Source organism: Sulfitobacter sp. BSw21498 (assembly GCF_006064855.1).
Classification (GTDB): Bacteria; Pseudomonadota; Alphaproteobacteria; order Rhodobacterales; family Rhodobacteraceae; genus Sulfitobacter.
Genome location: NZ_CP040753.1, coordinates 1,555,829 through 1,581,687, shown reverse-complemented (window position 1 = coordinate 1,581,687; position 25,859 = coordinate 1,555,829). Strand labels below are relative to the sequence as shown.

The 25,859-nt window shown below is 59.4% G+C and carries 26 protein-coding genes; 22 read left to right on the top strand and 4 right to left on the bottom strand.

From position 1 onward, the window contains the following. Positions 1 to 16 precede the first annotated feature (16 nt). Positions 17 to 757 (top strand): YebC/PmpR family DNA-binding transcriptional regulator, encoded by a 741-nt coding sequence (locus E5180_RS07755; protein WP_138923872.1) that lies wholly within the window; start codon positions 17 to 19, stop codon positions 755 to 757. Positions 758 to 900: 143 nt separating this feature from the next. Here E5180_RS07755 and E5180_RS07750 read toward each other — a convergent pair whose 3' ends face one another. Beyond that, positions 901 to 1,140 carry a hypothetical protein gene (locus E5180_RS07750; protein WP_138923871.1) on the bottom strand — a complete coding sequence of 80 codons (240 nt, stop codon included), beginning with the start codon at positions 1,138 to 1,140 and terminating at the stop codon, positions 901 to 903. 203 nt (positions 1,141 to 1,343) lie between these two features. Here E5180_RS07750 and E5180_RS07745 point away from each other — a divergent pair, with 203 nt between their 5' ends. From E5180_RS07745 to E5180_RS07710, 8 genes are all read left to right on the top strand, one after another. After that, positions 1,344 to 1,940 carry a LysE/ArgO family amino acid transporter gene (locus E5180_RS07745; RefSeq protein WP_138923870.1) on the top strand — a complete coding sequence of 199 codons (597 nt, stop codon included), beginning with the start codon at positions 1,344 to 1,346 and terminating at the stop codon, positions 1,938 to 1,940. Positions 1,941 to 1,977: 37 nt separating this feature from the next. Further along, a complete protein-coding gene (locus E5180_RS07740; RefSeq protein WP_138923869.1) occupies positions 1,978 to 2,880 on the top strand; it encodes a DMT family transporter in 903 nt (300 codons plus the stop codon). Between the two features lie 122 nt (positions 2,881 to 3,002). After that, the gene (gene betI, locus E5180_RS07735) at positions 3,003 to 3,578 is read left to right on the top strand and encodes a choline-binding transcriptional repressor BetI (RefSeq protein ID WP_093733315.1); all 576 of its coding nucleotides are present in this window, start codon (positions 3,003 to 3,005) and stop codon (positions 3,576 to 3,578) included. Next, positions 3,575 to 5,083 (top strand): choline-sulfatase, encoded by a 1,509-nt coding sequence (gene betC / locus E5180_RS07730; protein WP_138923868.1) that lies wholly within the window; start codon positions 3,575 to 3,577, stop codon positions 5,081 to 5,083. Before betI ends, betC begins: the two co-directional genes overlap by 4 nt. A gap of 63 nt (positions 5,084 to 5,146) precedes the next feature. Continuing rightward, complete coding sequence (locus E5180_RS07725) at positions 5,147 to 6,331, top strand: BCCT family transporter (protein WP_138923867.1); 1,185 nt, start codon at positions 5,147 to 5,149, stop codon at positions 6,329 to 6,331. A gap of 58 nt (positions 6,332 to 6,389) precedes the next feature. Continuing rightward, on the top strand, positions 6,390 to 7,841 hold the full coding sequence (gene betB, locus E5180_RS07720; RefSeq protein ID WP_138923866.1) for a betaine-aldehyde dehydrogenase: 1,452 nt from the start codon (positions 6,390 to 6,392) through the stop codon (positions 7,839 to 7,841). 169 nt (positions 7,842 to 8,010) lie between these two features. Beyond that, positions 8,011 to 9,669, top strand: a complete 1,659-nt coding sequence (gene betA, locus E5180_RS07715; RefSeq protein WP_138923865.1) for a choline dehydrogenase — start codon at positions 8,011 to 8,013, stop codon at positions 9,667 to 9,669. 110 nt (positions 9,670 to 9,779) lie between these two features. Next, positions 9,780 to 10,466, top strand: a complete 687-nt coding sequence (locus tag E5180_RS07710) for a thermonuclease family protein (protein ID WP_138923864.1) — start codon at positions 9,780 to 9,782, stop codon at positions 10,464 to 10,466. A 4-nt stretch (positions 10,467 to 10,470) separates the two neighbouring features. Here the strand turns inward: E5180_RS07710 and E5180_RS07705 are convergent, their stop codons facing one another. After that, a complete protein-coding gene (locus tag E5180_RS07705; protein ID WP_138923863.1) occupies positions 10,471 to 11,871 on the bottom strand; it encodes a helix-turn-helix domain-containing protein in 1,401 nt (466 codons plus the stop codon). Between the two features lie 72 nt (positions 11,872 to 11,943). Beyond that, positions 11,944 to 13,161, bottom strand: coding sequence for a multidrug effflux MFS transporter (locus E5180_RS07700; protein ID WP_138923862.1), 1,218 nt, complete (start codon positions 13,159 to 13,161; stop codon positions 11,944 to 11,946). Positions 13,162 to 13,339: 178 nt separating this feature from the next. Here E5180_RS07700 and E5180_RS07695 point away from each other — a divergent pair, with 178 nt between their 5' ends. The 6 genes from E5180_RS07695 to E5180_RS07675 all read left to right on the top strand — a co-directional run bounded on the left by E5180_RS07695 (position 13,340) and on the right by E5180_RS07675 (position 18,756). Continuing rightward, complete coding sequence (locus tag E5180_RS07695) at positions 13,340 to 14,872, top strand: acyl-CoA carboxylase subunit beta (RefSeq protein ID WP_138923861.1); 1,533 nt, start codon at positions 13,340 to 13,342, stop codon at positions 14,870 to 14,872. Between the two features lie 130 nt (positions 14,873 to 15,002). Beyond that, complete coding sequence (locus E5180_RS07690; RefSeq protein WP_138923860.1) at positions 15,003 to 15,398, top strand: DUF6497 family protein; 396 nt, start codon at positions 15,003 to 15,005, stop codon at positions 15,396 to 15,398. A gap of 214 nt (positions 15,399 to 15,612) precedes the next feature. After that, positions 15,613 to 15,756, top strand: coding sequence for a hypothetical protein (locus tag E5180_RS15720; protein ID WP_167354535.1), 144 nt, complete (start codon positions 15,613 to 15,615; stop codon positions 15,754 to 15,756). 99 nt (positions 15,757 to 15,855) lie between these two features. Then, positions 15,856 to 16,203 (top strand): hypothetical protein, encoded by a 348-nt coding sequence (locus E5180_RS07685; RefSeq protein ID WP_138923859.1) that lies wholly within the window; start codon positions 15,856 to 15,858, stop codon positions 16,201 to 16,203. A 184-nt stretch (positions 16,204 to 16,387) separates the two neighbouring features. Continuing rightward, positions 16,388 to 16,594: a hypothetical protein gene (locus E5180_RS07680; RefSeq protein ID WP_037943771.1), complete on the top strand. Its 207-nt coding sequence runs from the start codon at positions 16,388 to 16,390 to the stop codon at positions 16,592 to 16,594. 116 nt (positions 16,595 to 16,710) lie between these two features. Beyond that, complete coding sequence (locus E5180_RS07675; protein WP_138923858.1) at positions 16,711 to 18,756, top strand: acetyl-CoA carboxylase biotin carboxylase subunit; 2,046 nt, start codon at positions 16,711 to 16,713, stop codon at positions 18,754 to 18,756. Between the two features lie 94 nt (positions 18,757 to 18,850). Here the strand turns inward: E5180_RS07675 and E5180_RS07670 are convergent, their stop codons facing one another. Next, complete coding sequence (locus tag E5180_RS07670) at positions 18,851 to 19,498, bottom strand: DUF4174 domain-containing protein (protein WP_368074010.1); 648 nt, start codon at positions 19,496 to 19,498, stop codon at positions 18,851 to 18,853. Here E5180_RS07670 and E5180_RS07665 point away from each other — a divergent pair. The 7 genes from E5180_RS07665 (at position 19,481) to E5180_RS07635 (ending at position 25,854) form a co-directional block, all read left to right on the top strand. Beyond that, positions 19,481 to 20,410 carry a hypothetical protein gene (locus E5180_RS07665; RefSeq protein WP_138923857.1) on the top strand — a complete coding sequence of 310 codons (930 nt, stop codon included), beginning with the start codon at positions 19,481 to 19,483 and terminating at the stop codon, positions 20,408 to 20,410. The two genes, E5180_RS07670 and E5180_RS07665, sit on opposite strands and share 18 nt — an antisense overlap. Further along, entirely contained in the window at positions 20,373 to 22,502 is a 2,130-nt protein-coding gene (scpA, locus tag E5180_RS07660; RefSeq protein WP_138923856.1) for a methylmalonyl-CoA mutase, read from the top strand. The genes E5180_RS07665 and scpA overlap by 38 nt, the downstream gene beginning before the upstream one ends. Before the next feature lie 70 nt (positions 22,503 to 22,572). Next, entirely contained in the window at positions 22,573 to 23,187 is a 615-nt protein-coding gene (locus tag E5180_RS07655; RefSeq protein ID WP_138923855.1) for a VOC family protein, read from the top strand. After that, a complete protein-coding gene (locus E5180_RS07650; protein ID WP_138923854.1) occupies positions 23,184 to 23,669 on the top strand; it encodes a GNAT family N-acetyltransferase in 486 nt (161 codons plus the stop codon). Before E5180_RS07655 ends, E5180_RS07650 begins: the two co-directional genes overlap by 4 nt. 32 nt (positions 23,670 to 23,701) lie before the next feature. Next, positions 23,702 to 24,382 carry a molecular chaperone DjiA gene (locus E5180_RS07645; protein WP_171048921.1) on the top strand — a complete coding sequence of 227 codons (681 nt, stop codon included), beginning with the start codon at positions 23,702 to 23,704 and terminating at the stop codon, positions 24,380 to 24,382. Then, entirely contained in the window at positions 24,382 to 25,395 is a 1,014-nt protein-coding gene (locus E5180_RS07640) for an endonuclease/exonuclease/phosphatase family protein (RefSeq protein WP_138923853.1), read from the top strand. Before E5180_RS07645 ends, E5180_RS07640 begins: the two co-directional genes overlap by 1 nt. A gap of 54 nt (positions 25,396 to 25,449) precedes the next feature. Further along, the gene (locus E5180_RS07635; protein ID WP_138923852.1) at positions 25,450 to 25,854 is read left to right on the top strand and encodes a hypothetical protein; all 405 of its coding nucleotides are present in this window, start codon (positions 25,450 to 25,452) and stop codon (positions 25,852 to 25,854) included. Positions 25,855 to 25,859 lie beyond the last annotated feature (5 nt).

Sequence of the window (25,859 nt, the reverse complement as noted above, 5' to 3'; positions counted from 1 at the left end):
AGCATATGAGGTCACCATGGCAGGTCACTCAAAATGGGCAAATATCCAGCACCGTAAGGGCCGTCAGGACAAACTGCGCGCCAAGGTGTTTTCAAAGCTCTCCAAGGAAATCACCATCGCGGCGAAGATGGGCGAACCCGACCCGGACAAGAACCCGCGTCTGCGCCTTGCGGTGAAAGAGGCCAAGGGCCAGTCCATGCCCAAGGACAACATCGATCGCGCGATCAAGAAAGCCGTGGGCGGCGAGAGCGAGGATTACGAAGAAATCCGCTATGAAGGCTACGGCCCCAATGGTGTCGCAGTGATCGTCGAGGCGATGACCGATAACCGCAACCGCACCGCGTCGACCGTACGTTCCACGTTCACCAAGAACGGCGGCAATCTGGGCGAGACAGGCAGCGTCGGCTTTATGTTCGACCGCAAGGGAGAGATCACCTATCCCGCCAGCGTAGGCGATGCCGATACGGTCATGATGGCCGCGATCGAATCCGGTGCCGAAGACGTTGAAAGCTCGGACGAGGGGCATGTGATCTGGTGCATGGACACCGACCTCAACGAGGTGAGCAGCGCTCTCGAAGCCGAGCTCGGTGAATCCGACAGCACCAAGATGGTATGGCGTCCGACCACCACGACCGAGATGGACCTCGAGGGGATGGAGAAGCTGATGAAGCTGATCGACGCCTTGGAAGACGACGATGACGTGCAACGCGTCACGACGAACTTCGAAGCCTCTGACGAGGTGATGGAACAGCTGTAAGCAGCGCGCCCCGCCTCTGACATCAGTCGGGGCGCGGGGTTAGCTTATGCAGTCACCGGTCACCACGACTTTAGAGACATAAAAAAACCGCCCCTGGCTTGCCAGCTGGGCGGTTTTTTTTTAATCAGCGCTTGGGCCGAAATTTATCCCAGAAGGCGCGCCATACGAAAAAGACCACCCCATGCGGGTTTAGTTCTAGTTTCGGGGGCACGCTGTTGCGCAATGGCTGACAGCACGCGCTTGACTTCGTTCAAACGGCCCAACGCCTTGGAGCCGCCTGCGCTTGCCTGAACGCTCAGGATCTTGGATTGCGTGTGCAGGGCTGCTTCGATGAGCGCCAATTCATCTTGGCTGATTTCCAGCTTCTGTTTATTGTCGAACATGACAGTATTCCTTGGTTGTCTTAGAGGGGTCAGATAGGCGCTCTATCTGTGGTTCGCTAGTAGTAACGGGCCCAATCACGCAAATGTTTCGCGGCCGCAATAATAAAATTGGGGTTGCCGCGGGGGAAGGTTTTACTTTTTGGTGAACTGCGGTGCCGCATCCTGCCGATACCACCCCAAATACCCGACGGAGCCTGCCAGACATGACCGCCTTTTTCCCCGGCTTTGCGCTTGGTCTAACCTTGATTTTGGCCATCGGCGCGCAGAATGCTTTTGTGCTGCGTCAGGGATTGCGGTTGCAGCATGTTTTCTGGGTGTGCCTGACTTGCGCCCTATCCGATGCTGTGTTGATCGCGGCGGGGGTGGCGGGATTTGGCGCGCTGGCTGTGGCGGTGCCGTGGTTCGAGACGGTTATGCGCTTTGGCGGCGCGGCGTTCTTGATCTGGTATGGCTTCCAGAATGCACGGTCTGCATGGCAGGGGGGGCATGCGCTGTCGGTCGATGGCACCGCGCCGACCAGCCTGCGCCGCACGATCCTGACACTATTGGCGCTGACTTGGCTGAACCCGCACGTCTATCTGGATACAGTTGTGCTGCTGGGGTCGATTGCTGCGCAATATGACAACCGCTTTGCCTTCGGGCTGGGGGCGGTCAGTTCGAGCTTTTTCTTCTTCTTTGCACTCGGCTATGGCGCGCGGCTGTTGGGGCCATTCTTCAGCAAGCCGCGCAGCTGGCAGATACTGGACGGCGTCATCGCCCTGACAATGTGGGCGATTGCGTTGAAACTTCTGCTGATGTGACCTTGCTCTTGCCGAAGCATTGCGGAATGTTGCGCAGATGAAAACTGCACATCCCCAAAGCCCCGTCACCGGTATCTTCTGGATGGTCGTGACCGGCCTTTGTTTCATCTGTGTGACCGCTTTGGTCAAGCATATGGGGCCGCGCCTGCCATCCTCAGAGGCTGCTTTTATCCGCTACGGCTTTGGTCTGGTGTTCCTGCTGCCCGCCATCGGGGCGCTGCGGGCGGCCAAGCTGTCGCGCCGGCAATGGGCGCTTTTCAGTGTTCGGGGCGGGTTGCACGCGATCGGGGTGATCTTGTGGTTCTACGCGATGACCCGCATCTCTATCGCCGAGGTAACGGCGATGAACTATCTCGCGCCCATTTATGTTACCGTCGGGGCTGCGCTGTTTTTGGGCGAAACGCTTGCGCTGCGCCGGATCATTGCGGTTGTGCTCGGGTTGGTCGGGGCCGCGATCATCCTGCGGCCGGGGTTTCGGGAACTGACTGGTGGGCATTTCGCTATGCTGATCGCGGCGGTGGTGTTTGGCGGGGCATATTTACTGGCCAAAGTGCTCGCGGACGAGGTGCGCCCCTCGGTTGTCGTGGCGATGATGTCGCTGTTTGTGACGCTGTTTCTGGCCCCCTTTGCGCTGGCATCTTGGATTACCCCCACATGGGAGGAGATCGGAATTCTTGCCGCTGTCGCCTGCTTTGCAACCGCAGGTCACTACACGATGACGCTCGCCTTTGCTGCTGCACCCCTGACGGTGACCCAGCCCGTGACCTTCCTGCAGCTGGTATGGGCGACGGCACTTGGGGCGATCGCTTTTGCCGAACCCATTGATATCTGGGTCGTTCTTGGCGGTGCCGTGATCCTCGGCTCTGTCACCTTTATCACTTGGCGCGAAGCGATGCTGAAACGCCAGATCACACCCGCCGCACCGGCGACGAAATTCTAGCGGCACCGGCTGCTTGGATGTGACTAAATCGTGGGTTGATCCACCCTGAGGTTTTTATTGACTTGCCAGTCAATAAACGTAGGTTTGATAGCCAGACGCTATCAAACCACTAAGGATTCTTTATGCCCAAAGTCGGAATGGAGCCTATTCGCCGCGACGCATTGGTCAAAGCGACGATTGCCGAAATCGGTGCCGCACAGTCTTTGGATGTGACGGTTGGCCAGATCGCGCGCCGCGCTGGTATGTCATCGGCGCTGGCGCACCACTACTTTGGCGGCAAGGATCAGATTTTTCTGGCAGCCATGCGCTATATCCTGTCGGAATACAGCGCCGAGGTGCGGCGCGAACTCCGGCTGACCAAATCCCCTCTCGGGCGCGCCGAAGCCATCATCCGCGCGAGCTTTGAGGAAAGCTATTTCGATCCGGCCACCGTCAGCGCCTGGATGACGCTCTATGCCTCGTCGCGCACCAATACTGAAACCTATCGCCTTCTGGTGGTGTATCAGCGGCGCTTGCGGTCGAACCTGACCTATGCGCTGCGCCCGATCTCGGACGATCCGTCCGGGGATGCCGACACATTGGCCGCCTTGATTGACGGGCTGTACCTACGGGCCGCACTGTCCGATGATGGAAATGCGCGCACCGCCAGTGACCGTGCCTTATCCGTCCTGCATATGCTTGTGGGGACCGCGGTATGACCCAGCCCAATATCCTGATCCTGATGGTTGACCAGTTGAACGGTACGCTGTTTCCCGACGGTCCCGCCGACTGGCTGCACGCGCCGAACCTCAAGAAACTGGCCGCGCGGTCGACGCGGTTCAAGAACGCCTATACCGCCAGCCCGCTGTGCGCACCGGGACGGGCGGCATTTATGTCGGGGCAACTGCCTTCGGCCACGGGTGTCTATGACAACGCAGCAGAATTCCCGTCGAGCGTACCGACCTATGCGCACCACCTGCGCCGCGCAGGCTATCAGACCTGCCTGTCGGGCAAGATGCATTTCGTTGGCCCCGACCAGCTGCACGGGTTCGAAGAACGCCTGACCACTGATATCTACCCCGCCGATTTTGGCTGGACGCCGGATTACCGCAAACCCGGCGAGCGGATTGACTGGTGGTATCACAACATGGGGTCCGTCACGGGTGCGGGCGTGGCTGAAACCAGCAACCAGATGGAATATGACGACGCCGTTGCCTATGAGGCGACGCGCAAGATTTACGACCTGTCACGCGGTCTTGATCCGCGCCCGTGGTGCCTGACAGCCAGCTTTACGCACCCGCATGATCCTTATGTGGCGCGCAAGAAATACTGGGATCTCTACAACGATTGCGAACATCTGCTGCCAACGGTTCCCGATCTGGGGTACGACAATCAGGACACCCATTCCAAACGCATCTTTGATGCGAACGACTGGCGCAGCTTTGACATCACTGAGCGGGACATCAAACGCTCGCGTCAGGCCTATTTCGCCAACATCAGCTATCTCGACGACAAGATCGGGGAAATTCTGCAAACGCTAGAGGACACGCGGCAGGAGGCGATTATCGTCTTTTGCTCGGACCACGGCGATATGTTGGGCGAGCGCGGGTTGTGGTTCAAAATGAGCTTTTTCGAAGGGTCGTCCCGCGTGCCAATGATGATCGCCGCGCCGCAGATGGAGCCCGGTCTGCAGACAACCGCCGTTAGCAACATCGATGTCTGTCCGACGGTCTGTGATCTGGCCGGCGTGTCGATGGACGAACTGATGGAGTGGACCACGGGGCAATCTTTGGTGCCCATGGGGCAGGGGATTGAACGCACCGAACCCGTCGCCATGGAATACGCGGCAGAGGCGTCTTACGCGCCGATGGTGTCGCTGCGCTATGGCAAGTGGAAGTTCAACCGCTGCGCCCTTGATCCTGACCAGTTGTTCGATCTGGACGCTGATCCGCATGAATTGACCAACCTTGCCGAGGAACCCGCCCATCAGGGGACGCGGCTGACCCTGTCGGCCAAGGCTGATGCCCGCTGGGATCTGGCTGCCTTTGACGCTGATGTGCGCAAAAGTCAGGCCCGCCGCTGGATCGTCTACGAGGCGCTGCGCAAGGGCGGATATTATCCTTGGGATCACCAGCCGCTGCGCAAAGCGTCAGAGCAATACATGCGCAACCACATGGATTTGAACGTGCTCGAAGACAACAAACGTTTTCCGCGCGGCGAATAGCACGACCGCCCAAGGGGTGCGGGCACCCAAAATAATAATGCACCCCCAATACGGAGGGACAATATGTTAACAACCATCATTTCGTTCGGGGTCATCATGGCCTTGGGCCTAACCGTTTTTTGTACGATCAAGTGGTGGAACCTGCCGCTGACCGGTGTGACGCCGGTGCCGCTGTTCACCTTTATAGCGATCCTTTTCACCTCGGGTCTGGATGTGGGGCTGATCATGTTCCCACTGGCCTTTGACTATCCGCTTTATGCGGATACGGGCGCGGAGCCTGCCTATGCGTTCACCAATCCGCTGGCGCTCGAATTCGGGTTCTGGGGCTTTCTGATCTGGGCCTTCTATTTCCTAACGACCTTTTATTTCTGCGCGATTGAACCGCGGGTGAAGTTCTTTGAAATTCCCGCGATCAAGCTGCTGAACAACATCGTCATCATCACTACCTGCGCCTTCACGGGTGCATTGTTCCTGATCTATATGCCCTATTACATCGCCGAGGTCGGCGACGGAGAGACGATCCTGCCGGTCTTCTACCTGATCTGCTTCCTCGTGATCCTGATTGCGGCATTCAGTTCGACGGACCTCAAGTTCGTGCGCGTGCTTTCTGTCAGCTCGACGCTGCTGTTTCTGGCGCTGATTGCTTACATGTGGCTGAATGCCGGCATGGGACTGGGCGAATTCGCCTCAACCGCAAGCAATCTGGGCAGCTATTTCACCAACATCCACAAGTTCGTCATCCCGTTGACCGATTACCACGAATTCTACCTGTTCTGGTGGTTCGCATGGTCGATCATGATCGGTCAGTTCGTCAGCCGTTTTGTCGGCGGGCTGAAAACGTGGCAGCTGCTGGCTTCCTTGCTGGTGTTCCCGTCGATCCCGCTGGGGCTGTGGTTCTCGGTTCTGTATTATTACCACCTGAATGGCATCGGCACCGAAGGCTTCCCGAACTGGGCTATGACCATCGTGGGCATCGTGTTCGTGATCAACTCCTTCGACAGTTTGATCCGCCTTTACACCGATAACCTGAACTTCACGACAGAACGCTTTGGCACGGTGTCTTACGTCTTTGCCAACGCCATCGGCCTGTTCGTGCTGACCCTGCTGTTCCAAAGCCAGTGGCTGCAAATCCAGTGGGTCGGGACCATCGTAATAGGCATCTACCTGCTGGCGCTTGGCTATATGTTCTTTGTCAAACGCCGCCACCTGCACGGGCTGGATGGCAACCCCAATGTGGCTGCCGAATAAACCCTAAACCTTTCAGGCCCCGCCGTACGGGCGGGGCCCAACCGAAAAAGAGAGACCTATGCAAACGCAACCCAAAGCAAGCCACTTCATCAACGGCGAATACGTCGAAGACACCAATGGCACCCCGATCGAGGTGATCTATCCGGCCACCGGCGAAGTGATCGCGACCGTCTACGCCGCCACGCCTGAAATCGTGGACAAGGCCATCACCGCCGCACGCAAAGCGCAGCGGGCTTGGGCGGCGATGACCGGTACCGAACGGGGCCGCATCCTGCGCCGTGCAGCCGACATTATGCGCGAACGCAACCACGATCTGTCGATCCTCGAAACCTATGACACGGGCAAACCCTATCAGGAAACCTCTGTCGCGGATGCCACCAGTGGCGCGGACGCGCTTGAATATTTCGGCGGGCTGGCCGCATCGCTGACGGGCGAGCATATCCAGCTGGGCGAAGACTGGGTCTATACCCGACGCGAACCTCTGGGGGTCTGTGTCGGCATCGGCGCGTGGAACTATCCGACGCAAATCGCTTGCTGGAAAGGCGCACCGGCGCTGGCCTGTGGCAATTCGATCATCTTCAAACCGTCCGAAACAACGCCGCTGTGTGCGCTGAAAGTCGCGGAAATTCTGGTCGAGGCAGGGCTGCCCGCCGGTCTGTATAACGTTGTGCAAGGCATGGGCGACGTGGGCGCGTCCCTTGTGACCGACCCGCGCGTCGACAAAGTATCGCTGACCGGCTCTGTGCCGACAGGCCGCAAGGTCTATGCCGCCGCCGCCGAAGGCATCAAGCACGTCACGATGGAACTGGGCGGCAAGTCCCCGATGATCGTGTTCGAAGACGCCGATATCGAAAACGCCATCAGCGGCGCGATCCTGGGTAACTTCTACAGCTCAGGTCAAATCTGCTCGAACGGCACCCGCGTCTTTGTGCACCGCGACATCAAGGAAGCTTTCCTCAAGCGGTTGGCTGAACGTCTCGACACCGCGGTGATTGGCGACCCGATGGACCCCAACACCAGCTTTGGCCCGATGGTATCAAAGCGCCAGATGGAGATCGCGCTAAGCTATGTCGAAAAGGGCAAGGCCGAAGGCGCGCGTCTGGTCTTTGGTGGCTCGGCGATTGACCGTGAAGGGTTCTACATGCAGCCCACCGTCTTTGCCGATGTGACCGACGACATGTCTATCGCGCGTGAAGAAATCTTTGGGCCGGTCATGTCCGTTCTGGATTTCGACACCGAGGAAGAGGTCATGGCCCGCGCCAATGCGACCGAATTCGGTCTGGCCGCCGGTGTGTTCACCAAAGACCTGTCCCGCGCGCACCGGGTCGCGGCGGGGTTCGAAGCAGGCACCTGCTATATCAACACCTATAACGATGCGCCGGTCGAAGCGCCGTTTGGCGGCATGAAAAACTCCGGTGTGGGGCGTGAAAACTCCAAGGCGGCGATTGATCACTATAGCCAGCTGAAAACCGTCTACGTGCGCATGGGCGATATGGAAGCGCCTTTCTAAGGCGCAGCGAAAATTGTTGAGAGGTGCCTTGGGGATCGGCCTGATCCTCAAGGCACCTCGTCACTGTTGGGATGCAAGTCATGAGCGCATCAAGGACAAGCCGCGCCAGACGCGCGGCGGCCTAGGGCCTCCTTGACCCGCCCGAGACATACGGAAGAAAGGCGATAAGATGGAAGCTGAATTTATTATCGTAGGGGCGGGCAGCGCGGGCTGCGCGATGGCGTATCGTTTGGCGACGGCGGGGCGCAAGGTTCTGGTCATCGAACACGGCGGCAGTGATGCCGGACCGTTCATCCAGATGCCTGCGGCGCTGTCCTACCCGATGAACATGAAAACCTATGATTGGGGCTTCCAGTCAGAGCCAGAGCCGCATCTGGATAACCGCCGTCTGGCGACCCCGCGCGGCAAGGTGATTGGTGGATCATCCTCGATCAACGGCATGGTGTATGTGCGCGGTCATGCGATGGACTATGATCATTGGGCCGAACAGGGTGCCGATGGCTGGGGCTATGCCGACGTGCTGCCCTACTTCAAACGTATGGAAAGCTGGCACGATGGTGGCCACGGGGGCGACCCCGAGTGGCGCGGCACCGACGGCCCGCTGCATGTCAGCCGTGGCCCGCGTGAAAACCCGTTGTTCGAAGCCTTTGTCGAGGCGGGCAAGCAAGCGGGCTATGAAGCAACCGACGACTATAACGGCGAAAAGCAAGAAGGCTTTGGCCCGATGGAGCAGACGGTCTGGAAAGGCCGCCGCTGGTCCGCGGCCAACGCCTATCTGCGGCCCGCGCAAAAGACCGGTAATGTCGAACTGGTCCGTGCCTTGGCGCAGCGGATCGTGATCGAGGACGGTCGTGCTGTCGGCGTCGAAGTGCTGCGCAGTGGCAAAACCGAAATTCTGCGTGCCAGCGGTGAGGTTATCATCGCGGCGTCGTCGATCAACTCGCCTAAACTGCTGATGCTGTCGGGCATCGGCCCTGCTGCACATCTGGCAGAGCACGGCATCGACTTGGTCGCCGACCGCGCGGGCGTCGGGCAAAACCTGCAAGACCACCTTGAACTGTATATCCAGATGGCCGCCAGCCAGCCGATCACGTTGTACAAGCACTGGAACGTCTTCTCGAAGGCTATCATCGGGGCGCAGTGGCTGTTTACGAAAACCGGCATGGGCGCGTCGAACCAGTTTGAAAGTGCGGCGTTCGTCCGGTCCAAAGCGGGGATCAAATACCCGGACATCCAGTATCACTTCCTGCCGATTGCCGTGCGCTATGACGGGCAGGCGGCGGCTGAGGGGCACGGGTTTCAGGCCCATGTCGGGCCGATGCGATCCACGTCGCGCGGGTCGGTCACGCTGGCGTCCGGCGACCCAGCCGACGCGCCCAAAATCTTTTTCAACTACATGTCGCAGGAAAAAGATTGGGAGGAGTTCCGCAATTGCATTCGCCTCACCCGCGAGATCTTTGCACAGGACGCGTTCAAACCCTTCGTCAAACACGAGATTCAGCCCGGGGCTGACCTGCAAAGCGATGACGAACTTGATGCCTTTATCCGCGAACATGCCGAAAGCGCCTATCACCCCTGCGGCACCTGCCGCATGGGCCGCGCCGATGACCCGCAGGCGGTCGTCGATCCTCAGGGCCGCGTGATCGGCGTAGAGGGGCTGCGCGTCGCCGACAGCTCGATCTTTCCGCGGATCACCAACGGCAACCTCAACGCGCCGTCCATCATGGTCGGCGAGAAAATCTCGGACCATGTGCTGGGGCTTGACCCATTGGCCGCGTCAAATGACGCGCCTTGGATTCACCCCGATTGGGAAACCTCGCAGCGCTAAGGCAGGCGCTATTGGGTGACAGGGACGACATGACACGGTGGTGCATGAAAATTAACCTCTCTTAATATCTCCGGTTGATTAGGGCGCGGAAACGTCCCAATCAGCCGGATATGAAATTAATACTTAAAACACTATTATCCGCGGCTTTTGTGGTCGCAACCGTGCAGCCGTCTGCGGCGGTCGAACCGCGTATCACCGGTGTGATCAGGGTGATTGACGGCGATACAATCGCCCTTGGCAAAACCCGCATCCGACTGTTCGGTATCGATGCCGTCGAGGGGGATCAACCCTGCACGGCAGCGGATGGTACCGTATTGAACTGCGGCGCTTGGGTGTCGTCCTTGGTCCGCCAGAGCTATGACGGGCAACGCGCTGATTGTGTGAGGGTCGATACCGACCGCTATGGTCGGACCGTGGCACGCTGCAAAGCGCTCGGGCAGGATATGGGGCAGGCTCTGGTCGCGGCGGGGTTGGCGTTTTCCTATGCGCGCTACAGCCGCGATTACGTCAAGACCGAAGCGGCTGCCAAACAGGCGCGACGCGGGGTACACGCCTATGAAACGCAGCGCCCTGATGTCTTTCGCAAGGCGTCGAAAACAGCGACAAAGCCCGCCGCGTCAGCGGGTTCGGGCGGTTGCGAGATCAAAGGCAACGTCAGCAGCAAGGGCACGCGGATATTCCATACGCCGGGCCAGCGCGATTATGACCGCACCGTGATCCGCACCGATAAGGGCGAACATTGGTTCTGCACCGCCGCGCAAGCACGTGCCGCAGGATGGCGGGCCGCACGGCGATAGCACATTACTCTACCTGATAGGGCAGCACGTCGCGCAGGTTCGGATCGACCACCAACTGACGTTCCAGCGGCGGCACAGACCGTTGATGGCAATGCTTGCGCTCGCAGATGCGGCAGGAAATACCGATCGGTTCAAACGCCGAGGCGCGTGTTGTATCCATTCCGTCGGCATAGACCAGCGCGGGCGCGTGGCGGACCTCGCATCCCAGCGAAATCGCATAGCGCCGGACCGGTGCGCCAAACCGCCCCGCCGGTTTCGATATGTCGCGCGCCAACGAGATATAGCGCACCCCATCCGGTGTCTCGGCCAGCTGGCGCAGAAAACGGCCGGGCGTTTCGAACGCGCTGTGCACATTCCATAGGGGGCAAGCTCCGCCGAAACGGGCAAATTGCAGCCGCGTGGCCGAATGGCGTTTGGTGATCGTGCCGGCTTGATCCACGCGCACAAAGAAGAACGGAATGCCCTTTGATCCGGGGCGTTGCAGCGTCGACAGCCGGTGCGCGACCTGTTCGATCGAGGCCCCGAATTGCGTCGCAAGGACCTCAAGGTCATGACGACAGCTTTGAGCGTGCTCCAGAAAGCGGCCATAGGGCATCAATGCGGCCCCGGCAAAATAGTTCGCCAACCCCATTTTCGCGATGTCACGGGCAGCAGGGCTGTTGAAGCGGGCGAAATCCAGTGTCGCTTCAAGCAGGTCGTTCTGCCGCACAAGCGCGACTTGCAACAGCATCTGGAACGTTTGCGTTGCCTGCGAGGCGCGGGCAGAGACATGCAGCACGCCGCTGGCCGGATCATAGCGGCGCAGGGCGTCCGTCTCGTCGAACGCGACTGTGATCCCGGCGGCGGATAGGGCGGCTTTGGTAGTGTCGCGCAGGCTTTGGCCGCTGCCGGTATCGCGGGCGAAATATTCGGCGGCGCGGTCCACCGCATCAATGTAGTTGTCGCAATAATGGAAGAAATCGCGCACCTCTTCCCATGGGCTGGGGGACGGGCGGGCATCCTCGCGGCCCAATGCTTCGTCCAGATAGGCCAGACGTTCCTGCGTCTGTCGATGGCTTTGATGCAGCTTGATGAACGCCCGCGCCAGCCCCGGCGCATTTGAAGCCGCAAGCTGCACATCCGCCAACGGCAGCACATCACCTTCGAACACAGGGTCCGACAGCACTTCGCGCATGTCACTGACCAGCCGTGCGCTGTCGCCGCTCGACAGTTCGGTCACGTCCATCCCAAACTCCGACGCCAGCGCCAACACGACAGTGGTGCTGACCGGACGGTTATTATTCTCCATCTGGTTCAAGTACGGGAGAGACACGCCAAGCCGCGCGGCGAATTCCTTTTGGGTGTGGGCCAGTTTGGTGCGCAGCTCGCGTAGTTTTGCGCCAGCGTAAAGCTTTTGGATCGCCATTAGGGGAGGGGCCTTTGCAAAGTTTGCTGTTCTGCAAACCGTATCTTTGCAAACTTGCCGCGGCAAGGCTTGTCAGGCGATGCCAAGCGCCCGTTCGCGGCGGATCACGACCAGTATCGACGCCACGCCTGCGACGGCTGTGGCCAGCATGATCCACAGCAGCGGGTAGGCGCCTGTTTCTTCGCTCAGCAGGGCACCGGCCAGAATGCTCAGTCCTGCACCGCCGCCGATCATGATCGCCCCGCCAAGCCCCGATGCCGTGCCCGCCAGATGCGGACGCACCGACAAAAGGCCCGCCGTCGCGTTGGGGATGCACAGCCCGTTGCCAAGCCCGACCAGCGTCATCATCCCAAAGAACGACAGCGGCGAGCCATAGCCCAGCAAGAAGATCAACATAGAGACAGAGCCACCGACTGCATTGGCCAGACAGCCCCACAGCACCAGCGTGTTCACACCGACGACCGTTGCTTTGCGGGCCGTGATGAAATTGCCAAGGAAGTAGCCCACGGCGGGCGCACCGAAATAAAGACCAAGCTCTGCCGGTTCCATGCCAAAGACCACGCTGCCGACAAAGGGCGCACCGCCCAGATAAGCAAAGAACGCGCCTGAGCAGCAGGCTGCGGCCATCGAATACCCCCAGAACCGCGGCGAGCCGAGCAGTTCAGGGTATTCGGCAAATTGTTGGGCCAGTGTGCGGCCCGATGCGACATGGGTTTCGCCAAGATCGAACCATGTAATCGCCAGCACCAGTCCGCCGATCCAGAACATTGCCCAGAAGGTTGCCTGCCAGCCAAACGACTGTTCCAGCAACCCGCCCACAGCGGGAGAGATCATAGGCACCAGCGCCATGCCCATCGTGACATAGCCAATCATCGAAGCGGCTTTGTCTTGGGCGAACATGTCGCGCACCACGGCACGACTCAGCACCATTGATACGGCCACGATCGCCTGAACGCAGCGGAACGCGAGAAATACGGCCGTCGTGGGCGCGTAGATGCACCCGACCGTCGCGACCATGTATATCGCAAGCCCCCACAGCAGCACATTACGCCGCCCCAGATTGTCGGAAACGGGCCCGATAATAACCTGCAATACCGCGCTGCACAGCAGGTAAAGCGGGACTGACAGCTGCATGACGGAATAATCTGTGTCGAAATATTCAGCCATAGCGGGAAGGCTTGGCAGGAACATGTTCATCGCCAGCGCGCCAATCCCCGACAAAAGGATCAACGTCGAAATATGCGGGGGGGAGGTTTTATCCAGAAAGCGGACGGGGTTATCCTTGGTCATTACACATAAGTATGCCTGCGGTTGAACCTTGTCTATCCAGAACCATACGGTAACCGAACAATTTGCAAGTTTTCAATTATCAAAAATGCAAATGTATAATATTTGCAAATTTGCAAAAATGAGCTTTGGTTCGCACCGGCCCGGCGTTAGCATACGGGAAATCTTATAGAGGTGCGTGATGAAAGATATTCTGGAACAGCTTGAAACCCGCCGCGATGATGCTCGATTGGGCGGAGGGCAAAAGCGCATCGACGCGCAGCACGCCCGTGGCAAGCTGACCGCCCGCGAGCGGATCGACCTATTGCTTGATGAAGGGTCGTTCGAAGAATTCGATATGTTCGTCACACACCGCTGCACCGATTTCGGGATGGAAGAGCAAAAACCCGCAGGCGACGGCGTTGTCACAGGCTGGGGCACCATCAATGGTCGTCTGGTCTATGTGTTCAGTCAGGATTTCACCGTTTTCGGCGGCTCGCTGTCGCAGACCCACGCGCAGAAGATTTGCAAAATTCAGGACATGGCGATCCAGAATGGTGCGCCGGTTATCGGTATTAACGATTCCGGTGGTGCGCGTATTCAGGAAGGCGTCGACAGCCTTGCCGGTTATGCCGAAGTGTTCCAGCGCAATATCGAAGCCTCGGGCGTGATCCCGCAGATCAGCGTGATCATGGGGCCTTGCGCGGGCGGGGCGGTCTATTCGCCTGCGATGACCGATTTTATCTTCATGGTCAAAGATACCTCTTACATGTTTGTGACCGGCCCTGACGTGGTGAAAACCGTGACCAACGAACAGGTCACCGCAGAAGAACTGGGCGGCGCGTCCACGCACACGCGCAAATCCTCTGTCGCGGATGGCGCGTTTGAAAATGACGTCGAAGCGCTGGCCGAAGTCCGTCGTCTGGTCGATTTCCTGCCCGCGAATAACCGTGAAAAACCACCCGTCCGCCCGTTCTTTGATGAACCTGACCGGATCGAGGCGTCGCTGGATACATTGGTACCGAGCAACGCCAACACGCCCTACGACATGAAAGAGCTGATCCACAAGCTGGCTGACGAGGCTGATTTCTACGAGATTCAAGAAGATTACGCCAAGAACATCCTAACCGGATTTATCCGCATCGAAGGGCGCACTGTGGGCGTCGTTGCGAACCAGCCGATGGTGCTGGCGGGGTGTCTGGATATCGACAGCTCGCGCAAGGCCGCGCGGTTTGTGCGGTTCTGTGATGCCTTCGAAATTCCGATCCTCACGCTGGTCGACGTGCCCGGCTTCCTGCCCGGTACCGCGCAAGAATACGGTGGTGTGATCAAACACGGCGCAAAACTGTTGTTCGCTTATGGTGAAGCAACGGTGCCGATGGTGACAGTTATCACCCGCAAAGCCTATGGCGGTGCCTATGACGTGATGGCGTCCAAGCACCTGCGGTCCGACTTTAACTATGCGTGGCCCACAGCCGAGATTGCCGTGATGGGGGCCAAGGGCGCGACAGAGATCATCCACCGTGCCGATCTGAATGATCCCGAAAAGATCGCCCGCCACACAGCCGATTACGAGGAGCGTTTTGCGAACCCGTTTGTTGCGGCAGAACGCGGCTTTATCGACGAGGTGATCCAGCCCCGCATGACCCGCAAGCGGATTGCCCGCGCCTTTGCCTCGCTGCGCAACAAGAAAGCCGCGATGCCTTGGAAGAAGCACAACAACATCCCGCTTTAACGTCGGTACAATTCGCAACCCTTGTGGTGTCCGCGCAGGGACCACAAGGGGCAGGAGACCCCTTTCGGTGACAGTTCGCCCCGCCCTTTGTCAACTCAGTTGCACGGACCGCCCCCATCGGGCGTCTGCGTTGACGTGGTTTGCTGCATCGGTATTGCTTGCAGCGACATCCGCGGGTGCCGTCGCGGCCAGCGCGGTCGAAATGCCGTCGGGGCAAAGCCTGGAACTGCAAGAAGTTCTGGTTGATCAGGTGGAGACCGAAACATGGCTGCGCTTCCGTTTCGTCGCACCATATATCGCGCGTGATACAGGCACTGTGGACTTTGCGCAGGTAGGGGCCGATATGACCTATCTGTGCGACGCGCTGGCCATTCCCTATATGGCGCAACACGCGCTGAACGGAGAGGTCATTGTGATCTCTTTGGCTGATCGCGTCACGGAATTCGGGGTGTCAGACCCCGAGGCCACACAGTTTTTCGAGGCGTTTCGCCTGAGCAACGACACCTGTATCTGGGAGGGCCTTTGATGCACCCACAACATCTTGCGAGCGCTGCGGTACCAGCGCACCGAACTGCGACTTTGGCGTCACATTTGGGCGGATTGGAAACCACACCGTATCCAACCGCTTTGAACTGCGATAATGTCGCGGCGGGGAATACCGATGTATTGCCCACTTTAAAACCGGGGTATGATTGGCATGAGGCAGTGCCAGGCCCTTTAAACAGTGACAGGAGACTTAGATGTCCAAGAGCATCACAATGCTGGCCGCATTCGGCCTTATCGCAGCCGTTTCGGCATGCGCACCCAAGCAGCAAGAAGAATATGTCGTGGTCGCACCCGAGCCCATCTCGGTTGAGCCCGTGTACACAGGCAAGTACAAGTAAGACTTGCTGGGGGCAGGCGTCTGCGCCTGTCTCCATTCCCTCTGCGGCATTTAACGCAGGGGTTTCACCGCGCATTTCCCCTGCAGTCTGGGGGGCATCATGCTGAAGCATCGCGGGTTCCCGGGGCGTATGCCCGGTTCAGACTATCAATTCGTCATTCGTCGCGCCAACCCGCGCGGGATCACCCCGTTGACCCGCCGCGAACGCCGGTCTGATCGCAAGGCGGCGGACCGTCGCGTTGACACCGCCTTTATGCGCGCGCTCTGGGAAGCCTTTGGCGACCAGCCGTTCGAGAGGGGCAATCTTGATGCCGGGCGTTTGTCGTGGCTATTTGGCCGTGAAGTGGTTGCGGTAGACGATCCGTTTGATCCTGCCGACTACGAGGCGATGCTGGTCATCAACGAAGCGCTGGCCCGCGCGTCTTTTCCTGACGCGTTCGGGGATTAATGATGCGCGTTGCCCCCATCGTTCCGGCTGCTTTTCGCCATGCGCTTTGCGTATTGCGCAAGAGTATGCCCAGTTTGACGGGGGCGCGTGCTCTTTTCCCGACGGCTGTGGAACCTTCTACAAAATCGTGCGTTAAGCAGTATCACATCGCGAATAACGCACGTTCAATAAAAGGTTTATACCCATGTCCATCAAAACAATTCTTCTCGCCGTTACTGCGTCCGCTGGCCTTGCCGCTTGTGGCGACACTCTGGGCGAGCAAGCGCTTGGCGGTGGTGTCGTGGGCGCTGGTGCCGCAGCGGTCACAGGCGGTAGCCTTGCACAAGGTGCAGCCATCGGTGCCGGCGCAAACGTACTGGCCTGCCAGTCCGGCGCGGTACGCTGCCAATAATCTGACATCTGCTGCGGCCACGCGCCGCGGTAGCTGTATTGCTCAAGATTTTGCCCCGCTCAGCCTCGTGCTGATGCGGGGTTTTTCCGTTCACTCAAGACCAAAAGGGACAGTCGATGTTCAATAAGATCCTGATCGCCAACCGCGGCGAAATTGCCTGCCGTGTTATTAAGACCGCCAAGAAGATGGGCATTGAAACCGTTGCTGTCTATTCAGACGCGGATGCGCAGGCGTTGCACGTCGAGATGGCGGACGAGGCGATCCACATCGGCCCTCCTGCCGCGAACCAGTCCTATATCGTAATCGACAAGATCATGGAGGCGGTAAAGAAATCGGGCGCTCAGGCTGTGCATCCGGGCTATGGCTTTTTGTCTGAGAACTCCAAGTTTGCCGAAGCGCTTGCCGCTGCGGGCGTCGCCTTTGTCGGCCCGCCTGTCGGCGCGATCGAGAAGATGGGCGACAAGATCACGTCCAAGAAAATCGCCCAAGAGGCCGGCGTTTCCACCGTGCCCGGTTACATGGGCTTGATCGCTGACGCTGACGAAGCCGTCAAAATCTCGAACGAGGTCGGCTATCCGGTGATGCTCAAGGCGTCTGCGGGCGGCGGCGGCAAGGGCATGCGTATCGCTTGGAATGACGAAGAAGCCCGTGAGGGGTTCCAGTCGTCCAAGAACGAAGCGGCCAACAGCTTTGGCGACGACCGTATCTTCATCGAGAAATTCGTGACCCAGCCGCGCCACATCGAAATTCAGGTCCTGTGCGACAGCCACGGCAACGGCATCTATCTGGGCGAACGTGAATGTTCGATCCAGCGCCGCAACCAGAAGGTCGTCGAAGAGGCCCCGTCGCCTTTCCTGGACGAGGCGACACGCAAAGCCATGGGCGAGCAATCCGTCGCATTGGCGCAGGCCGTGGGTTATACTTCTGCCGGTACGGTCGAATTCATCGTGGACGGCGACAAGAATTTCTTCTTCCTCGAGATGAACACACGTCTTCAGGTGGAACACCCCGTGACCGAACTGATCACGGGCGTTGATCTGGTTGAACAGATGATCCGCATCGCCAATGGCGAAAAGCTGACCATCACCCAAGACGACGTCAAGCTGACCGGTTGGGCCATCGAAAACCGTCTGTATGCCGAAGATCCCTATCGCGGCTTTTTGCCCTCGATCGGGCGTCTGACGCGCTACCGTCCTCCGATGGAAATTGCGGCAGGCCCCCTGCTTGAGAACGATAAATGGCAGGGCGACGCGCCAGCGGGCGAAATGGCCGTGCGCAACGATACCGGCGTCTATGAGGGCGGCGAGATTTCGATGTATTACGATCCGATGATCGCCAAGCTGTGCACATGGGCACCAACCCGCGCCGAGGCGATTGAACGGATGCGCGTGGCGCTGGACAGCTTCGAGGTCGAAGGCATCGGACACAATCTGCCCTTCCTGTCCGCCGTGATGGATCATCCGATTTTTGTCGAAGGCAACATGACCACCGCCTTTATCGAAGAGCAGTATCCGGATGGGTTTGACGGGGTAGACCTGGCCGAAGCAGACCTGCGTCGCATTGCGGCCGCCACAGCAGCCATGCACCGCGTCGGCGAAATTCGCCGGACGCGCGTGTCGGGCCGTATGGATAACCACGAACGCAAGGTCGGCACCGCATGGAATGTTGCGGTGCAAGGTCACTCGTTTGACGTGGATATTCAGGCGGACCCCAAGGGCGCTACGGTCACCTTTGACGACGGCACATCGCTCCGGGTTGCGGGCGATTGGACGCCGGGCGACCAACTGGCAGAAATGACCGTCGATGACACGCCACTGGTGTTCAAGGTCGGCAAGATCTCGGGCGGGTTCCGCGTGCGGGCGCGTGGCGCGGATATGAAAGTGCATGTGCGCAGCCCCCGTCAGGCAGAACTCGCGCGTCTGATGCCCGAAAAGCTGCCGCCCGACACGTCCAAGCTGCTGCTTTGCCCGATGCCGGGTCTGGTGGTAAAGATCGACGTCGAGGTTGGCGATGAAGTCCAAGAAGGCCAGAACCTGTGCACCATTGAGGCGATGAAGATGGAAAACATCCTGCGCGCCGAGAAAAAGGGCAAAGTGTCCAAGATCAACGCCGCAGCGGGCGACAGCCTTGCTGTGGACGATGTCATCATCGAGTTTGAATAAACACCATGCCAGCCGTTGCGATCATGGGACACAATACGGCGCTGCGGGGGATTCCTGCGCAGCGCCGCCCCATATCGTTGCGGCTGGCGTACCTTCAGTCAAAGAGTTTGCCTGCCCGTTCCTTTGCGTCGCGGATTTCGCGCTGCCGGATGGTCATTTTGTCGATGCTGCGGGTAATTTCGCGCACGTCCCACGGGCGGGGCTTACGCAACTTGATGTCGCCGTCTTTGCCGACCAGCACCAGCATGAACCCGCGCGGCCGCATCTGCAGCCGTAACGGGCTACGTGCGGCGGGGTCTGTGTCGGTCAATACGATGACATCTCGGCTAACCAAGTCTACGGGCTGCTCGCGCAAAAGCTCCATCTGGGCCTGGTATGCGGGGTCGTCCTCACTGTCTGCAAAGACCAGCACCGGCCTTTTTTTCCAGTGGAATTCACTTAAATTTTCCATATCGGCGGGCAAGAACAAGTCGGGAACCTGTGGTTCAGAGACCGTTTCCGCCCCCGCCGAGACCGCAAACAATCCTGCAAAAACAAGGGCTATCACTGATTTCATCGTTTCTCCTGTCCGTACAGATATAAGCTTGCGCGACGCGATTGCGATGCACAACCCGACATCTGCGCATATTAAGCACTCTGCAACAGGTTTGCAGGCATGACTGTGGCTCACACTCTCGGTGGGCCTTTTGGGCTGACCTCCTTTCAAGGATTGGGCAAGCAGATCATGGATATCCTTCTTCACGTTGGTGCGCACCGGACAGGCACGACCAGTTTTCAACACTATTTGGCGGATCATTCCGATGCGATCGCGGCGCGTGGCACCTGCGTCTGGGGGCCGCGCCAGACCCGCGGGGGGCTTTTTACGGGGCTGTTTCCTGCGTCGGGCGGCCTTGGACCTGACCCCAATCTGGTAAACGGGCGCGTTTCGCTGTTGATGGGCAAGGCCCGCGAGCTTGGTGCGGACCAACTGCTGATTTCAGACGAAAACATGATCGGGTCTACACGTCATTCGGTGCGCAGCGCGCGGCTTTTTCCTGCGATTGGCGAACGTATGGCACGGTTCGGTTCCAGCTTTGGCGGGCGCGTGACGCAGGTGGTGCTGGCCATCCGGCAAACCGACCAGTGGTGGATCTCTGCTGTGTCGTACACGGTGGGGCGCGGGCATCCGGTACCAGATGCGGATCAGCTCAATCGGATCGCCCATGATCCGCGTGGCTGGCGCGATGTCATCACCGATCTTGCTTGCGCCATGCCCGAAGCGAAAATCACCGTCGCCCGCTATGACGATTTCGCCGGCCACCCCGACCTGCTATTTTCGCAACTGACGGGGCGCGCTGCCCCTGTCTCAGACACCGGATACTGGCTGAACCGCCGTCCGGATGTGGCCGCCTTGCACGCGCAAATGGACCCCGACACGGCAGAACTGCCCAGCGATGGTCTGGGCCACTGGCAACCTTTTACCAAGGACCAGACAGCGGCTTTGCGAGAAACCTATGCGGACGATCTGTTCTGGCTGACTGCCGGTGCCGATGGTCTTGCGACCCTGACAGAGAACTCAACCGCCACAAGAACCAGCACAAGCTGGCCAGAAGGCGACAGAATAAAAGGACACCACCATGACAGCGGACAAAGAAAACTGGCGCAATCTGGCTGAGGCGGAATTGCGGGGGCGTAGCCTGGATGACCTGACGTGGAACACGCTGGAAGGCATCGACGTCAAACCGCTTTATACGGCCGAAGACACCGAAGGGCTGGATCACCTCGGCGGCATCCCCGGCGAAGCGCCCTTTACCCGTGGCGTCAAAGCGACCATGTACGCCGGTCGTCCCTGGACCATCCGTCAATATGCGGGGTTCTCCACGGCTGAGGAATCGAACGCCTTTTACCGCCGCGCACTCTCGGCAGGGCAGCAAGGTGTCTCGGTTGCATTCGATCTGGCCACCCACCGCGGCTATGACAGTGATCACCCCCGCGTAGAAGGGGACGTGGGCAAGGCGGGCGTTGCGATCGACAGCGTCGAGGACATGAAGATCCTGTTCGACGGCATCCCGCTGGATAAAGTGTCTGTTTCCATGACAATGAACGGCGCGGTGATCCCGATTTTGGCCAGCTTTATCGTCGCAGGCGAAGAGCAGGGGCACGATAAATCCGTGCTGTCGGGCACCATTCAGAACGACATTCTGAAGGAATTCATGGTCCGCAACACCTATATCTACCCGCCTGAACCCTCGATGCGGATCATTGGCGACATCATCGAATACACCTCGGACCATATGCCGAAATTCAATTCGATCTCGATCTCGGGCTACCACATGCAAGAGGCGGGCGCGAACCTTGTGCAGGAACTGGCCTTTACCCTTGCCGATGGCCGCGAATATGTGCGCACCGCCATCGCCGCAGGGATGGATGTCGACCGTTTCGCGCCGCGTTTGAGCTTCTTCTTCTGCATCGGCATGAACTTCTTCATGGAGGCGGCAAAGCTGCGCGCGGCACGTCTGCTGTGGTCGCGGATTATGGATGAATTCAAACCGCAGAACCCCAAGTCCTCGATGTTGCGCACCCACTGCCAGACCTCGGGCGTCAGCCTTCAGGAACAAGATCCCTATAACAACGTGGTCCGCACGGCGTATGAAGCCATGAGCGCAGTGCTTGGCGGCACGCAGTCGCTGCACACCAACGCGCTGGACGAGGCGATTGCACTGCCCACGGATTTCTCGTCGCGCATCGCCCGCAATACACAGTTGATTTTGCAAGAAGAAACCGGCGTCACCAACGTCATCGACCCCTTGGCGGGCAGCTACTACGTCGAAAAGCTGACCGCCGATCTAGCAGATGCAGCCTGGAAACTGATCGAGGAAGTCGAAGAGCTGGGTGGTATGACCAAAGCCGTCGCGTCCGGCATGCCGAAGCTGCGCATCGAAGAGGCCGCTGCCACCCGTCAGGCCAAGATCGACCGCGGGACCGAGGTGATCGTCGGCGTGAACAAATACCGCCGCGAGGTCGAGGACGAGATCGACATTCTCGATGTGGACAACGTCAAGGTGCGCGACAGCCAGATCAAGCGTTTGGAAGCCATCCGTGGGTCTCGGGATGAAGCGGCATGTACCGCCGCGCTGGCCGAACTGACCCGCCGTGCCTCCGAGGGCGGAAACCTGTTGGAAGGGGCGGTCGAAGCTGCCCGTGCCCGCGCCACCGTAGGAGAGATCAGCATGGCGATGGAAGAAAAATTCGGACGTCACCGCGCCGAGGTCAAAACGCTGGCCGGTGTGTATGGCGCGGCCTATGAAGGCGACAGCGGCTTTGCGGAAATCCAAAAATCCGTAGAAGATTTCGCCGAAGCCGAAGGCCGCCGCCCGCGTATGCTGGTGGTAAAAATGGGTCAGGACGGGCACGATCGCGGGGCCAAGGTCATCGCGACGGCCTTTGCCGATATCGGCTTTGACGTGGACGTAGGCCCGCTGTTCCAGACCCCTGCCGAAGCCGCGCAGGACGCCGTGGACAATGACGTGCATGTCATCGGCATCTCGTCACAGGCGGCGGGCCATAAAACTCTGGCACCGCAATTGATCAACGCGCTGAAAGAGGCAGGGGCCGAGGATATTCTGGTGATCTGCGGCGGCGTTATCCCGCAACAGGACTATAAGTTCCTTAAAGATGCAGGGGTTAAGGCGATCTTTGGGCCGGGCACCAACATTCCGAATGCGGCGCAGGATATCCTGAAACTGATCCGCGCCGCGCGGGACTGAGCTGGGCGCGAGGGGGCTGTCTACCCCCTCACACTCCCCCGAGGATTTGAGCCATTTGGAAGCATGAAGCATGATTGAACTGGATCACCTTGCAGTCGCAGGCGAAAGCCTTGAGGCAGCATCAGACTATGCCGCGCAGGTGCTAGGGGTCCCGTTGCAATCGGGTGGCGCGCATGCGGTATTTGGGACGCATAACCAACTGTTAGGCCTGTCAGATGCGCTTTATCTAGAGGCGATTGCTGTTGATCCCGATGCGCCACAGACCGCCTATGCAAGGTGGTTTGATCTGGATCGGTTCAACGGGCCGGCGCGTCTGTCCAACTGGATTTGCCGCTGCGATGATCTGGAGGCGGCGCTGGACGCTTTGCCAGAAGGCTATGGCGCGCCGGTACAGTTGCAGCGCGGTGATTTAAGCTGGCGTATGGCCGTGCCGGAAAACGGTGTGTTGCCGTATGATAATTGCGCGCCTGCTTTGATGCAGTGGGACGGGGATGCACATCCGACCCAACGGCTTGAAAGCTCGGGCTGTCGACTGGTGACATTAACGGTTCAGCATCCACAGGCAGAGGCGTTGGCGGCTGCGTTGGCACCTTTATTGGTGGATGCGCGGGTCGTGTTCGAGGCCGGAACGCCGGGGCTGTTTGCAACCTTTGATACCCCCGTGGGCAGGGGCGTGCTGGCGTGATCCTGCGGGCGGCGTTCGGTGACGATGGGGCTGCAGTGGCAGCACTTTGGAATGGCATGATCGCCGATACGCTGTTTACCTTTACCACGGATGTTAAAACGGCCGCCGAGGTCGAGGATCTTATCGCTGTCCGTGCAGACCAGTTTTGGGTCGCAGAGGTTGATGGAATCGTTGGGTTTGTGACTTTCGGCCCCTTTCGCAGCGGGCCGGGATACCGCGATGCGGTGGAACATTCGATCGTGCTGGACAGCTCTGTGCGGGGCACTGGCGTGGGGCGTGGCTTGATGCAAACCGCCTTTGACGCCGCAGCCGCACAGGGGCGGCGCATCATGGTGGCGGCCATCAGCGGGGCCAATCCGGGTGCCGTCGGGTTTCATACCGCACTTGGCTTTGACCACGTGGGCAGGATGCCGCGCATCGGGCAGAAGAACGGGCAGCAGCTTGACCTAATTTTGATGCAGAAAATGCTGTCGCCCCGCTGACTTCCTTGGCGGTGCCCCGTATGATGGGCGTCATGTCTATTTGGTCACGCATCACCGAAGCTTTGTCAGCGCTCACCGCCGGTGAGGGGCTGTCGGCCGTTTTCGACCGTCTGCGCACCCCGCCCGAGAGGTCGGTGGCCTTTACCATTGCCGTGATTGCCCTGGGGGCCAAGATGGCCAAGGCCGACGGGCAGGTGACCCGAGACGAGGTAACCGCCTTTCGAGAGGTGTTCCAGATTGCCGAAGCCGACCAGCAGGGTGCTGCGCGGGTATTCAATTTAGCGCGGCATGATGTGGCCGGCTTTGAGGATTACGCCGCGCGCATTGCGCAGATGTTCGCGGATCAGCCCGAGATGCTGCATGATCTGATAGAAGGGTTGTTCCACATTGCCATGGCTGACGGCATGTACCACCCGAACGAAGACGCGTTTCTGGTGCGGGTGGCGCAGATTTTTGCGATGGATGACAGTGACTTTGCCTCGCTTCGGGCGCGGTTTGTGCCCGATACATCGCCGTTGCCCCATGCGGTTCTGGGCATTCCGCCCGATGCCTCGCGTGAAGAGGGGCGTGCTGCGTGGCGCAAGCTGGTGCGCGCCAATCATCCTGACGCGCTGGTTGCACGCGGTCTGCCACAAGAGGCCGTGGCGATGGCCGAAAAACGCATGATCGACATCAACCGCGCATGGGAGACCTGGTCAGGCAAGGCGCGGTAATGCGGATCGCGACCTATAATGTCGAATGGTTCACCGGTTTGTTTGACGACAATGACCAGCTGCTGCTGGACGACGGCTGGTCGGCCCGCCACGATATTACCCGTGCGCAGCAGGCGCAGGCTTTGGGCGCTGTGTTTCGTGCCTTGGACGCCGATGCCGTGATGGTGATCGAGGCCCCGGATCAAAGCCGCAAACGCGGGACGGTGGCTGCGCTGGAACGTTTTGCCGCGCATTTTAATTTGCGCACGCGCAAGGCGCTGATCGGTTTTGCCAATGATACCCAGCAGGAAATCGCGCTGTTATTTGATCCCGACAAGCTGACGGCCACTCATGCACCCGGCGGGACGGTCGGGCGGGGGCAGGCCCCGCGGTTCGATGGCACCTTTGATATTGATCTGGATATCGACGCGCGCGAGGATCACGTGGTCTTCTCTAAGCCGCCGCTTGAGCTGGATATCGTGACCCGTGACGGGGTCGCTTTTCATATGATCGGTGCGCATCTGAAATCCAAAGCACCGCATGGGGCCAAGACGCCGCAAGATGCGCTGCGCATCGGGATCGCAAGCCGGCGCAAACAACTGGCACAGGCGGTCTGGCTGCGACGTCGGATTGATGCGCAGCTGGACGCGGGCACCCCGTTGATGGTTCTGGGCGATCTGAACGACGGGCCCGGGCTGGACAGTTTCGAGGATCTTTTCGGGCGGTCCTCGGTAGAGATCGTGATGGGGCACAGGCAGGATCGGGCTTTGGTCGACCCACATGCAACCCGTGCGTTGGGGCAGCGGATTGGGGCGATGCCCACGACCTCGCGCTTTTGGATCGCGCCCGAGAAACGCTATCTTCAGGCGCTGCTGGATTACATCATGATCAGCCCGGCCCTGACCGCGCACCACCCCCAGTGGCGTATCTGGCACCCGATGGACGATCCGGAATGCTGGGCCGATGCAGGTTTGCGCGATGCATTGATCACGGCGTCGGATCACTTTCCAGTGACGATTGATCTCGCGCTCTGAGCGGCCCTTTAATGCCGCTTTCCTCATGTCAGGAAATAGGGCAGTGTCTGATGTATGAGACAGTTTCTTTTGACCACCACCCTGATTTGTCTGTCCGGTTTTGCGCTGGCACAGGAAAATGACAACGATACCTCCGGCTTTTCTTTGATGGAACGCGGGGCCAGAAATTTCTTTGACGGCATGAAAAAAGAGATGGCCCCCGCGCTGGACGGGCTCAGCGATTGGGGCCGCAAGGCCAGCCCCGCATTGCGCAATTTCGTCTCCGAGATGGGGCCCGCCTTGACCGATTTGCTGGATGAGGTCGAAGATTGGAGCGTCTACGAGCCGCCCCAAAAGATGCCCAATGGTGATATCGTGATCCGCCGCAAAACAGACCCAGAGCCGGAAGACGAAACGCCAAACGACGCGCCCGCACCGCCGGCGATCTATCTGGACGAGGTGCCACAGTTCGACCTGTGAGCGGT

Excerpts from the sequence above, each read along its gene's own strand:
- E5180_RS07725 (WP_138923867.1), top strand. The coding sequence starts at position 5,147 with ATGTTAACAACCATCATTTCGTTCGGGGTCATCATGGCCTTGGGCCTA.
- E5180_RS07680 (WP_037943771.1), top strand. The coding sequence starts at position 16,388 with ATGTCCATCAAAACAATTCTTCTCGCCGTTACTGCGTCCGCTGGCCTT.
- E5180_RS07675 (WP_138923858.1), top strand. The coding sequence starts at position 16,711 with ATGTTCAATAAGATCCTGATCGCCAACCGCGGCGAAATTGCCTGCCGT.
- E5180_RS07740 (WP_138923869.1), top strand. The coding sequence starts at position 1,978 with ATGAAAACTGCACATCCCCAAAGCCCCGTCACCGGTATCTTCTGGATG.
- E5180_RS07705 (WP_138923863.1), bottom strand. The coding sequence starts at position 11,871 with ATGGCGATCCAAAAGCTTTACGCTGGCGCAAAACTACGCGAGCTGCGC.
- betI (WP_093733315.1), top strand. The coding sequence starts at position 3,003 with ATGCCCAAAGTCGGAATGGAGCCTATTCGCCGCGACGCATTGGTCAAA.
- betC (WP_138923868.1), top strand. The coding sequence starts at position 3,575 with ATGACCCAGCCCAATATCCTGATCCTGATGGTTGACCAGTTGAACGGT.
- E5180_RS07645 (WP_171048921.1), top strand. The coding sequence starts at position 23,702 with ATGTCTATTTGGTCACGCATCACCGAAGCTTTGTCAGCGCTCACCGCC.
- betB (WP_138923866.1), top strand. The coding sequence starts at position 6,390 with ATGCAAACGCAACCCAAAGCAAGCCACTTCATCAACGGCGAATACGTC.
- E5180_RS07665 (WP_138923857.1), top strand. The coding sequence starts at position 19,481 with ATGGATATCCTTCTTCACGTTGGTGCGCACCGGACAGGCACGACCAGT.
- betA (WP_138923865.1), top strand. The coding sequence starts at position 8,011 with ATGGAAGCTGAATTTATTATCGTAGGGGCGGGCAGCGCGGGCTGCGCG.
- E5180_RS15720 (WP_167354535.1), top strand. The coding sequence starts at position 15,613 with ATGTCCAAGAGCATCACAATGCTGGCCGCATTCGGCCTTATCGCAGCC.
- E5180_RS07655 (WP_138923855.1), top strand. The coding sequence starts at position 22,573 with ATGATTGAACTGGATCACCTTGCAGTCGCAGGCGAAAGCCTTGAGGCA.
- E5180_RS07640 (WP_138923853.1), top strand. The coding sequence starts at position 24,382 with ATGCGGATCGCGACCTATAATGTCGAATGGTTCACCGGTTTGTTTGAC.
- E5180_RS07755 (WP_138923872.1), top strand. The coding sequence starts at position 17 with ATGGCAGGTCACTCAAAATGGGCAAATATCCAGCACCGTAAGGGCCGT.
- E5180_RS07710 (WP_138923864.1), top strand. The coding sequence starts at position 9,780 with ATGAAATTAATACTTAAAACACTATTATCCGCGGCTTTTGTGGTCGCA.
- E5180_RS07745 (WP_138923870.1), top strand. The coding sequence starts at position 1,344 with ATGACCGCCTTTTTCCCCGGCTTTGCGCTTGGTCTAACCTTGATTTTG.
- E5180_RS07750 (WP_138923871.1), bottom strand. The coding sequence starts at position 1,140 with ATGTTCGACAATAAACAGAAGCTGGAAATCAGCCAAGATGAATTGGCG.
- E5180_RS07685 (WP_138923859.1), top strand. The coding sequence starts at position 15,856 with ATGCTGAAGCATCGCGGGTTCCCGGGGCGTATGCCCGGTTCAGACTAT.
- scpA (WP_138923856.1), top strand. The coding sequence starts at position 20,373 with ATGACAGCGGACAAAGAAAACTGGCGCAATCTGGCTGAGGCGGAATTG.
- E5180_RS07635 (WP_138923852.1), top strand. The coding sequence starts at position 25,450 with ATGAGACAGTTTCTTTTGACCACCACCCTGATTTGTCTGTCCGGTTTT.
- E5180_RS07700 (WP_138923862.1), bottom strand. The coding sequence starts at position 13,161 with ATGACCAAGGATAACCCCGTCCGCTTTCTGGATAAAACCTCCCCCCCG.
- E5180_RS07695 (WP_138923861.1), top strand. The coding sequence starts at position 13,340 with ATGAAAGATATTCTGGAACAGCTTGAAACCCGCCGCGATGATGCTCGA.